The organism is Streptomyces longhuiensis (assembly GCF_020616555.1).
GTDB lineage: Bacteria > Actinomycetota > Actinomycetes > Streptomycetales > Streptomycetaceae > Streptomyces > Streptomyces longhuiensis.
The window spans coordinates 3,860,271-3,870,917 of sequence record NZ_CP085173.1 but is presented as its reverse complement, the minus strand read 5'-3'; the positions used below and the strand labels follow the sequence as shown (position 1 = coordinate 3,870,917).

At 71.3% G+C, this 10,647-nt stretch carries 9 protein-coding genes; 3 read left to right on the top strand and 6 right to left on the bottom strand.

Going from position 1 to position 10,647, the window contains the following annotated elements; translation table 11 throughout:
• The 6 genes from LGI35_RS17865 to LGI35_RS17840 form a co-directional block, all read right to left on the bottom strand.
• Complete coding sequence (locus tag LGI35_RS17865; RefSeq protein WP_227294801.1) at positions 1-888, bottom strand: siderophore-interacting protein; 888 nt, start codon at positions 886-888, stop codon at positions 1-3.
• 5 nt (positions 889-893) lie between these two features.
• Positions 894-1,937, bottom strand: coding sequence for an ABC transporter substrate-binding protein (locus LGI35_RS17860; protein ID WP_227294800.1), 1,044 nt, complete (start codon positions 1,935-1,937; stop codon positions 894-896).
• 105 nt (positions 1,938-2,042) lie between these two features.
• A complete protein-coding gene (locus LGI35_RS17855) occupies positions 2,043-3,203 on the bottom strand; it encodes an acyl-CoA dehydrogenase family protein (RefSeq protein WP_116513644.1) in 1,161 nt (386 codons plus the stop codon).
• A 5-nt stretch (positions 3,204-3,208) separates the two neighbouring features.
• The gene (locus tag LGI35_RS17850; RefSeq protein WP_227294799.1) at positions 3,209-4,186 is read right to left on the bottom strand and encodes a hydroxymethylglutaryl-CoA lyase; all 978 of its coding nucleotides are present in this window, start codon (positions 4,184-4,186) and stop codon (positions 3,209-3,211) included.
• The gene (locus tag LGI35_RS17845; protein WP_227300350.1) at positions 4,183-6,120 is read right to left on the bottom strand and encodes an acetyl/propionyl/methylcrotonyl-CoA carboxylase subunit alpha; all 1,938 of its coding nucleotides are present in this window, start codon (positions 6,118-6,120) and stop codon (positions 4,183-4,185) included. The genes LGI35_RS17850 and LGI35_RS17845 overlap by 4 nt, the downstream gene beginning before the upstream one ends.
• Before the next feature lie 19 nt (positions 6,121-6,139).
• Positions 6,140-7,762, bottom strand: a complete 1,623-nt coding sequence (locus LGI35_RS17840; protein WP_227294798.1) for a carboxyl transferase domain-containing protein — start codon at positions 7,760-7,762, stop codon at positions 6,140-6,142.
• A 111-nt stretch (positions 7,763-7,873) separates the two neighbouring features.
• Between LGI35_RS17840 and LGI35_RS17835 the strand changes: the two genes are divergently transcribed.
• The 3 genes from LGI35_RS17835 (at position 7,874) to LGI35_RS17825 (ending at position 10,635) form a co-directional block, all read left to right on the top strand.
• A complete protein-coding gene (locus LGI35_RS17835; protein ID WP_227294797.1) occupies positions 7,874-8,467 on the top strand; it encodes an SACE_7040 family transcriptional regulator in 594 nt (197 codons plus the stop codon).
• Between the two features lie 92 nt (positions 8,468-8,559).
• Complete coding sequence (locus tag LGI35_RS17830) at positions 8,560-9,717, top strand: acyl-CoA dehydrogenase family protein (protein WP_100594312.1); 1,158 nt, start codon at positions 8,560-8,562, stop codon at positions 9,715-9,717.
• 36 nt (positions 9,718-9,753) lie between these two features.
• On the top strand, positions 9,754-10,635 hold the full coding sequence (locus tag LGI35_RS17825) for an acyl-CoA thioesterase (protein WP_116512863.1): 882 nt from the start codon (positions 9,754-9,756) through the stop codon (positions 10,633-10,635).
• Positions 10,636-10,647 lie beyond the last annotated feature (12 nt).

The window sequence follows — 10,647 nt, the reverse complement described above, 5'->3', positions numbered from 1 at the left end:
TCAGTCCTCGGCGGCCGCCTCCTGGGCCTCGGCGACGCGCAGTCCGTCCTCGCTCAGGCCCTTGCGCCAGTAGCCGACGAACGTCACCGACCGCTTGTCGTAGGCGCGTTCGCGCACGAGATGGCGGCGCAGCTCCTTCATCGTTCCGGACTCGCCCGCGAGCCAGGCGTACGGACTCGACGCGGCCGGCAGCTCGGCCGCGCGGATCGCGTCCACCGCGGACGGCGCGTTCTCGTCCCGCACGAGCCAGGTGACGGTGACGTCGCCCGAGGTCTCGATCGCCGGGATGTCCTCGCGGTGCGGGACCTCCAGCCAGACATGCGCGGGCAGCCCCGGCGGCAGCCAGGCGAGGATGCCCAGGGCGGCGGGCAGGGCGGTCTCGTCGCCCCACATCAGGACGTGGTCGGCGCCCTCGTGGGGGCGGCAGCGTACGGCCGTGTTGTCGGCGACCGCCGGGCCGAGGACCGTCACGCGGTCACCGGCCTTCGCCGCCTCGGCCCAGACGCAGGCGGGGCCCGCGCCGCCGGGGCCGTCGTGGTGCAGGACGAAGTCGATGTCGACCTCGCCGGGTTCGCCGGGTGTGCGGCGCTGCCGGCTGACCGTGTACGAGCGCATCACGGCCCGCACGTCGTCCGGGAGCGCCCGGTAGGCGGCGTGCCAGGCGCGGCCGTCGTCGCCCGGCTCGGCGGCCGGCAGGACGGGGGCCTCCTGGCCCGGCCGCGGCAGGAACAGCGACAGGCTCTGGTCGCGTCCTCCGGCGTGGAAGTCCACGAGGTCGGGCCCCGTGAACGTCACGCGCTGCAGCGACGGACCGAGCCGCCGCGTGCGCGCTACCTGGAGGTCGAAGAATCTGAAGGGTGCGATCGCGGGCGACTCGGTCGTCGTCATGGGTGTCAGCCGACCTTCTTCGCCTTCTCGATGGCCTCGGCGAGGTCCTCGAGGATCGGGGCGCACTTGGCGTACGAGTAGATGGGCTCGGTGACGCGCGGGATGACCTGGCCGGCCTTGACGGCGGGCAGCTTCTTCCAGGTGGGCTTCTCGATGTCCGCGGGCTGAATGGTGGCCGTGCGGTTGTCCATCATGATGACGTCGGCCGGGTACTTGTCGATGTTCTCCCAGCTCAGATTCTCGAACCAGCCGCCGGACGCCTTCTTCGCCTTCTCCGACGGCTCCACGAGGTTCACGCCGAGCGACTTGAAGTACTCCAGGTCGGCGGAGAGGTTGGAGCCGGAGACGTAGAAGATGTCCTGGCTCGCGGAGCCGATGAGCACCCGGATCTCGGGGCGGGCCTTGGCGGCCTTGCGCAGGCGGGCGGCCGCGTCCTCGAAGCGCTTCTTCGCCTTGACGGTCTTCTCGGCCTTCACGTCCGCGCCGAGCGACCCGGCGAGCTCGAGCAGGCGCTCCAGCGGCTGGGTCATCTGGCGGTCGTAGACGGAGATGCCGACGCTCGGGGCCAGCTTGAGGATCTTGTCCTTCGACTCCAGCGGGACGGACCAGAGGGTGCCGGCGGTGTCGTACACGGTGGTGACGAGGAGGTCCGGGGAGAGGGTCGCGTACTTCTCGATGTTGAAGCGGCCCCACTCGTTGCCGATGATCGTCACCTTGTCGACGTCGATGTCGCCGGCCTGGACGTCGGCCTTGCCGTCCGAGGTCTTCGTCGGGCCGAAGACGCCCTTGCACTCGATGCCGTAGTCCCACAGGGCGGCGGCGACGCTGGTGAAGGCGACGACGTTCGCCGGGACCTTGTCGGCCTTCGCGGTCGTGCCGCGGTCGTCCTTGAAGGACCAGGGGCCGGACTTGGCGCTGCCCGACTTGGCGCCCGAGCCGCTGTCCTTGGAATCGCTGCCGCAGGCGGCGAGCGCGGCTCCGAGGCCGAGGGCGCCGCCCGCGGCGAGGATGCCGCGACGGGAAGGGGTGGAGAGACGGGCATTGGGCATGACAGTGGCTGCTTTCGTGACGAACGGAGGGCCGCTGGCCGGATTCTGGCTTAGGTTAACCTAACCTAAGGTGTTGTCCAGAGGGCCCCCTCGTCCGCCGCCCTCTCAGCCCGTCAGGCCCAGCTCCCGCGCGATCAGCATGCGCTGCACCTCGCTCGTGCCCTCGCCGATCTCGAGGATCTTGGAGTCGCGCCACATGCGGGCCACCGGGTACTCGTTCATGAAGCCGTAGCCACCGTGGATCTGCGTGGCCTCACGCGCGTTGTCGACCGCGATCGTCGACGAGTAGAGCTTGGCGAGCGCCGCCTCCTTCTTGAACGGCTCCCCGCTCACCAGCCGCGAGGCCGCGTCACGCCACGCGAGGCGGGACGTGTGCGCCTTCATCTCCATGTCGGCGATCTTGAACTGGATCGCCTGGTACGAGCCGATGTTGCGGCCGAACGCGTGCCGCTCCTTGGCGTACTTCACCGACTCGTCCACGCAGCCCTGCGCCAGACCGGTCGCCAGTGCGGCGATCGCGATGCGGCCCTCGTCCAGGATCCGCAGGAACTGGGCGAATCCGCGGCCCTGTTCGCCGAGCAGGTTCGCCGCGGGGACCCGCACGTCGTCGAAGTGCAGCTCACGCGTGTCCGACGCGTTCCAGCCGACCTTCGAGTACGGCGCCGCCACCGTGAAGCCCGGCGTGCCGGACGGCACGATGATCGAGGAGATCTGCGGCTTGCCCTCGGGGGAGCGGCCGGTGACCGCCGTGACCGTGACCAGACCGGTGATGTCCGTACCGGAGTTGGTGATGAAGCACTTCGTGCCGTTGATCACCCACTCGCCGGTCGCCTCGTCGACCCGCGCCGTCGTACGGGTCGCGCCGGCGTCCGAGCCGCCGTCGGGCTCGGTCAGACCGAACGCGCCGAGGATCTCGCCGGAGCACAGCCGCGGCAGCCATTCGGCCTTCTGCTCCTCGGTGCCGAACAGGTGGAGGGGCATCGCGCCGAGCGAGACGCCCGCCTCCAGCGTGATCGCCACGGACGAGTCGACGCGCGCCAGCTCCTCCAGGGCGATCCCGAGGGCCAGATAGTCGCCGCCCATCCCGCCGTACTCCTCCGGGAAGGGCAGCCCGAACAGGCCCATGCGGCCCATCTCCCGCACGATCTCGTACGGGAACTCGTGCCGCTCGTAGAAGTCGCCGATCTTCGGGGCGACGACGTCGTGCGCGAACTCCTCGACGGTGCGGCGGAGTTCTTCGTGCTCGCTGCTCAGGCGGTGGTCCATCTTGTTCACTGCTCCTGTAGGGGCTGTGCCGTCTTCACGAGGGCGCGGACGGTGCGGGACGGGCTGGGACGGCCCAGCTGTTCGGCCATCCACGCGCTGGTGGCGGTGAGACGGCCCAGGTCGACCCCGGTCTCGATGCCGAGGCCCGAAAGCATCCACACGAGGTCTTCGGTGGCGAGGTTTCCGGTGGCGCTCTTCGCGTACGGGCAGCCGCCGAGGCCGCCGGCGGAGGCGTCCACGGTGGTCACTCCGTGCTGGAGCGCCGCGAGGGTGTTGGACAGGGCCTGGCCATACGTGTCGTGGAAGTGCACGCCGATCGCGTTCGTCGGCACGCCCTCCTCGTTGAGCTCGGCCAGGAGCGTCTGGACGTGGCCCGGCGTCGCGACGCCGATCGTGTCGCCGAGGCTCAGCTCGTCGCAGCCCATGTCCATGAGGGCCTTGGCGACCCGGACGACCTGGTGGACCGGGACGGCGCCCTCCCAGGGGTCCCCGAAGCACATGGAGAGATAGCCGCGCACATGCGCCCGGCCCTCCTTGGCGCGGGTCACGACCGGCTCGAACATGGCGAGCGCCTCGTCCACCGTCCGGTTCAGATTGGCCTTGGCGAAGGACTCCGTGGCGCTGGCGAACACGGCGACGCGGCGCGCCCCGAGCGCGAGGGCCCGGTCCAGACCCCGCTCGTTCGGTACGAGCACGGGCAGGTGCGGGCGGGCCCCGCCCTCGAAGTTCCGGAGCATCGGGAACAGGGCTTCCGCGTCGGCCAGTTGGGGCACCCACTTGGGGTGCACGAAGCTGGTCGCCTCGATGGTGGTCAGGCCCGCGGCCGCGAGGCGGTGCACGAACTCCGCCTTCACCGCCGTGGGGACCGTCGCCTTCTCGTTCTGCAGCCCGTCGCGCGCGCCGACCTCGTGGATCCGCACGCGCGCGGGCAGATCCTGGGAGGGCACGACCATGGGCAGTGCGGAGGATGTGGGAGTACTCATGCCGTCACCTCCTCGTGCGGCGTGACGACCGCGAGGATCTGGTCCATCGCGACCGTCGTGCCCGGTGTGACGTCCAGCTCGGCCACGGTGCCGGCGTGCGGGGCGGAGATGACGTGCTCCATCTTCATCGCCTCGACCACCAACAGGCTCTGCCCCGCGACCACTTCGTCGCCGACGGCCACCTTCACCACGGTCACCGTGCCGGGCATCGGCGCGGTGAGGGAGTCGGCGCCGGAGTGCCCGGCGCCGGTCAGCGAGGCCGCCACCGGGTCGAAGTCCTGCACGTGCCAGGCGTCACCTTCGCGGCCCAGCCAGTCACCGGCCCGGTGGAAGGTGTGGGTCAGGCCGTCCAGGTGGACGGTGACGCTGTCGGCGCCGACGGTGTGGGTGCCGCGCGCGCGGTGCGTGACGGGTTCGTGTCCCGCGGCCTTGAGGTGGAAGTCGACCGGTGCGGGCGTGCCGCCCAGGCGCCAGCCCGTCGGCTGCGCGAACGGGTCGGTCCAGCCGGATCCCGACGGCGTCAGCTCCGCCCGGCGGACCGCGGCGGCCGCTTCGTACACCTCCTCCGGCACCTCGCCGGGGACCAGTCCGTCGGCCTCGCGCTCGACGAGCCCCGTGTCCAACTCGCCCGCCACGACCGCCGGATGCGCGAGCAGCCGCCGCAGGAACCCGGCGTTCGTCGGCACGCCCAGGGTGACCGTCCCCGCGAGGGCGGCGCGCAGCTTGCGCAGGGCGGTCGCCCGGTCGGGCCCGTACGCGATGACCTTCGACAGCATCGGGTCGTACAGGCTCCCGACCTCCGTGCCCTCGCTGAGGCCGGAGTCGGTGCGCACCCCGTCGCCCTGCGGCTCGCGCAGCGAGACGACCGTGCCGCCCGAGGGCAGGAAGCCGCGCGAGGGGTCCTCGGCGCAGATCCGCGCCTCGACCGCGTGCCCGGTCAGCTCGATGTCGTCCTGCGCGTACGGCAGTCGCTCGCCGGCGGCGACCCGCAGCTGCCACTCCACCAGGTCGACGCCCGTGATCAGCTCCGTGACCGGGTGCTCCACCTGGAGGCGGGTGTTCATCTCCATGAAGTAGTACGACGAAGGGTCGTTGCCCGGCACGATGAACTCCACCGTGCCGGCGCCGCGGTACCCGCACGAGCGGGCCGCCTGCACCGCGGCCTCGCCCATCGCCGCGCGCGTCGCCTCGTCGAGGAGGACGCTCGGCGCCTCCTCGATGATCTTCTGGTGGCGGCGCTGGAGGGAGCACTCGCGCTCGCCCAGGTGGATCACGTGCCCGTGGCCGTCGGCCAGGACTTGGATCTCGATGTGCCGGGGGCGGTCGACCCAGCGCTCCACGAGCAGCGTGTCGTCGCCGAAGGAGGCGCGGGCCTCGCGGCGCGCGGCCGCGATCTCGTCGCCGAGCAGCGCCTCGTCACGCACCAGGCGCATGCCCTTGCCGCCGCCGCCGGCGGACGGCTTGAGCAGTACGGGCATGCCGATCTCCCGTGCCGCGTCCGCCAGTTGGGCATCGGTCAGGCCGCTGCCCGACGAGCCGGGCACGACCGGGACCCCGGCCGCCTTCACGGTCTCCTTGGCGCGGATCTTGTCGCCCATGAGGGAGATCGCGTCGGCGGAGGGGCCGATGAAGACGAGGCCGGCGTCGGCGCAGGCCCGCGCGAACGCGGCGTTCTCCGCGAGGAAGCCGTAGCCCGGGTGGACGGCCTGCGCGCCCGAGCGCGCGGCCGCTTCGAGGAGCCGGTCCACGCGGAGGTAGCTCTCGCCCGCGGGCGGCGGCCCGATGCGGACCGCCGTGTCGGCCTCCCGCACATGGCGGGCGTCGGCGTCCGCGTCGCTGTACACGGCCACCGAGCGGATGCCGAGCGCCCGCAGCGTACGGATGACGCGGACGGCGATCTCGCCGCGGTTGGCCACAAGAACGGTGTCGAACATGCTCATGGGGTCCCTCCCCTCACATCCGGAAGACGCCGAAGCCGCCGGACTTCTCCGGCAGTGGCGCGTGGGCACAGGCGGTCAGGGCGAGGCCGAGGACCTGCCGGGTCTCCAGCGGGTCGATCACGCCGTCGTCCCAGAGGCGGGCCGTCGCGTAGTAGGCGTTCCCCTGCTCCTCGTACTGGGCCCGGATCGGCGCCTTGAAGGCGTCCTCCTCCTCGGCGGGCCACTGTTCGCCCCGCGCCTCCATCTGGTCGCGCTTGACGGTCGCGAGGACGGAGGCGGCCTGCTCGCCGCCCATCACGGAGATCTTGGCGTTGGGCCACATCCACAGGAAGCGCGGCGAGTAGGCCCGGCCGCACATCGAGTAGTTGCCCGCCCCGTACGATCCGCCGACGACGACGGTCAGCTTCGGCACGCGGGTGCTGGCGACGGCCGTGACCATCTTGGCGCCGTGCTTGGCGATCCCGCCCGCCTCGTAGTCGCGCCCCACCATGAAGCCCGAGATGTTCTGCAGGAACACCAGCGGGATGCCGCGCTGGTCGCACAGCTCGATGAAGTGCGCGCCCTTCTGGGCCGACTCGGAGAACAGGATGCCGTTGTTCGCGACGATCCCGACCGGGTGGCCGTGGATGCGGGCGAAGCCCGTGATGAGGGTCTGCCCGAACTCCGCCTTGAACTCGGCGAACCGCGAGCCGTCCACCACGCGCGCGATGACCTCCCGCACGTCGTACGGGGTGCGCGAGTCGACCGGCACCGCGCCGTACAGCCCCGCGGGGTCCACCTTCGGCTCGATCGCCGGGGTGACCGACCAGGGCAGCGGGCCGCGCTCCGGGAGCGTCGAGACGATCGTCCGCACGATCCGCAGCGCGTGCGCGTCGTCCTCGGCGAGATGGTCCGTGACGCCCGAGACCCGTGAGTGCACCTCGCCGCCGCCCAGCTCCTCGGCGGTGACGACCTCGCCGGTGGCGGCCTTCACCAGGGGCGGGCCGCCCAGGAAGATCGTGCCCTGATTGCGCACGATCACGGCCTCGTCGCTCATCGCCGGGACGTACGCGCCGCCCGCCGTGCACGAGCCGAGGACCGCCGCGATCTGGGGGATGCCGGCGCCCGACATCCGCGCCTGGTTGTAGAAGATCCGCCCGAAGTGCTCGCGGTCGGGGAAGACCTCGTCCTGCATCGGCAGGAAGGCGCCGCCCGAGTCCACCAGGTAGACGCACGGCAGGTGGTTCTCCAGGGCCACCTCCTGGGCGCGCAGGTGCTTCTTCACCGTCATCGGGTAGTACGTGCCGCCCTTGACCGTCGCGTCATTGGCGACGATCACGCACTCGCGGCCGCTGACCCGCCCGATCCCGGCGATCACCCCGGCGGCCGGGGCCTGGTCCCCGTACATCCCGTCGGCCGCCAGCGGCGCCAGCTCCAGGAACGGGGAGCCCGGGTCGAGCAGTGTGTCCACGCGGTCGCGCGGCAGCAGCTTGCCGCGCGCGGTGTGCCGGGCGCGGGCCCGCTCACCGCCGCCGAGCCGGGCCGCGGCCAGCTTGCCGCGCAGCTCGTCGGCCAGCGCCTCGTGCGCCGCCTCGTTGGCCTTCCAGGCCTCCGACGCGGGGTCCGCCGCGCTCGTCAGCTCCGGTGCCTCCTGCATCGCGCAGTCCCCTCATTCGGCTCGCGTCGTTCGGCTCCCGCTCGGTTAATGAGCGTTAACGCGTTTCCCTCAGGTTAACGACCGCTAACGTCGCTGTCTAGAATTACCTTCATGGCCACCAGAACCGACGCACCCACCCGCCGCGAGCAGATCCTCAAGGAGGCCGCGCGGCTGTTCGCCGAGCGCGGGTTCCACGGGGTCGGCGTCGACGAGATAGGTGCCGCGGTCGGCATCAGCGGCCCTGGGCTCTACCGTCACTTCGCGGGCAAGGACGCGATGCTCGCCGAGCTGCTGGTCGGCATCAGCGGGCGGCTCCTGACCGGCGGCAAGCGCCGTCTCGCCGAGTCCGACGGCGGCGATCCCGAGGCGCTGCTCGACTCGCTCATCGAGGGGCACATCGACTTCGCCCTCGACGACCGTCCCCTGATCACCCTGCACGACCGTGAGCTGGACCGCCTGCGCGACAGCGACCGCAAGCTGGTGCGCCAGCTCCAGCGCCAGTACGTCGAGCTGTGGGTCGAGGCGGTGCGTGAGGTCTATCCCGGCCTGGTCGAGCAGCCCGCGAGGGCCGCGGTGCACGCGGTCTTCGGTCTGCTCAACTCGACCCCGCACCTCGGCAGGTCCGGCGGACTGCCCGGCCGCGAGGCGACGGCCGGCCTGCTGCACCGCATGGCGCGCGGGGCCTTCGAGGCCGCCCAGGCGTGATGTGCGTCTCTGGACGCTCCAGAAACTGGCGGGTAACCTAAGCTGAGCAAGCGCTTAGTCGTGCAGTGATGCCGTTTCCGAAGGAGCAGGTCGTGCGCCGTACCGTTTACAACGAGGACCACGAGGCGTTCCGGGACACCATCCGCGCCTTCATCGAGGCCGAGGTCGTGCCCGTCTACGACGAGTGGTTCGCGGCCGGGCAGGCCCCGCGCGACTTCTACTACAAGCTCGCCGAGCTCGGCGTCTTCGGTATCCGCGTGCCCGAGGAGTTCGGCGGCGCCGGCATCGACTCGTACAAGTTCGAGGCGGTGATGTACGAGGAGACCTCGCGCGCGGGCGTCCAGTTCGGCGGCTCCGGCGTGCACGTGCTGCTCGGCCTCCCGTACATCAAGATGCTCGCCACCGACGAGCAGAAGAAGCGCTTCCTGCCGAAGTTCGTCTCCGGCGAGGAGATGTGGGCCCTCGCGATGACCGAGCCGGGCACCGGCTCCGACCTCGCGGGCATGAAGACCACCGCCAAGCTCTCCGAGGACGGCACGCACTACGTCCTCAACGGCGCCAAGACCTTCATCACCGGCGGTGTCCACGCCGACAAGGTGATCGTCTGCGCCCGCACCGACGCGCCCACCGCCGAGGACCGCCGCCACGGCATCTCCCTCTTCGCGGTGGACACCAAGTCCGAGGGCTACTCCATAGGCCGCAAGCTCGACAAGCTCGGCCTGAAGACCTCCGACACCGCCGAGCTGGCGTTCGTCGACGTGAAGGTCCCCGTCGAGGACCTCCTCGGCGAGGAGAACAAGGGCTTCTACTACCTCGGCCACAACCTCGCCTCCGAGCGCTGGGGCATCGCCTTCGGCGCCTACGCGCAGGCCAAGGCCGCCGTCCGGTTCGCCAAGGAGTACGTCCAGGAGCGCGCCGTCTTCGGCAAGCCCGTCGCCTCCTTCCAGAACACCAAGTTCGAGCTGGCCGCCTGCCAGGCCGAGGTGGACGCCGCCGAGGCCGTCGCCGACCGCGCCCTCGAGGCCCTCGACGCGGGCGAGCTGACCCCCGCCGAGGCCGCCAGCGCCAAGCTGTTCTGCACCGAGGTCGCGCACCGCGTCATCGACCGCTGCCTCCAGCTGCACGGCGGCTACGGCTTCATGAACGAGTACCCGATCGCGCGCCTGTACGCGGACAACCGCGTCAACCGCATCTACGGCGGCACCAGCGAGATCATGAAGACGATCATCGCGAAGGACATGGGCCTGTAACCCGCCCGTCCCTCCGCCTTCTGTAGAACTGGCTGTATGAATCAGGCACTGGAGTCCCTGCTCGATCTGCTCGACCTGGAGCAGATCGAGCAGGACATCTTCCGCGGGCAGTCCCGCTCCGCCGTGGTCCCCCGGGTCTTCGGCGGACAGGTGGCTGCCCAGGCGCTCGTCGCCGCCGGGCGCACCGTTCCCGGCGACCGGCACGCCCACTCGCTGCACGCGTACTTCCTGCGGCCCGGCGACCCGGGCGCGCCCATCGTCTACACGGTCGACCGGATCCGCGACGGGCGCTCCTTCACCACGCGCCGCGTCGTCGCCGTCCAGCACGGGCAGCCGATCTTCCATCTCTCGGCGTCCTTCCAGACGTACGAGGACGGGCTCGAGCACCAGGCGGCCATGCCGCCCGCGCCCGACCCCGAGACGCTGCCCACCGCCGCCGAGATGCTGCCGCGCTACGCCGACGCGTTCGTCGAGCCCGGCGTCGCCGAGCGGCTCCTCGAAGCGCGCGAGGCCGTCGACCTGCGGTACGTGGACGCGCCGCCGTTCGGCAGCGTGGGCACCCCGCAGGAGCCGCGCTCGCAGGTCTGGTTCCGTACGAACGGCAAGCTCCACGGCGTCATCGACGAGCCGCTGCTGCACGTCTGCCTCGCCACGTACGTCTCCGACATGACGCTCCTCGACTCCGTGCTGCTCGCGCACGGGCGCGGGGGATGGGCCGTGGGCGACGTGGTCGGCGCCTCGCTCGACCACGCGATGTGGTTCCACCGCCCGTTCCGCGCGGACGAATGGCTCCTGTACGACCAGGAGTCGCCGTCGGCCTCGGGCGGGCGCGGCCTCGGCCAGGCCCGCATCTACACGCGCGACGGACAGCTCGCCATCTCGGTGATCCAGGAGGGCGTCGTCCGCGTCCCGAGGTGAGCCCGTGTGGTT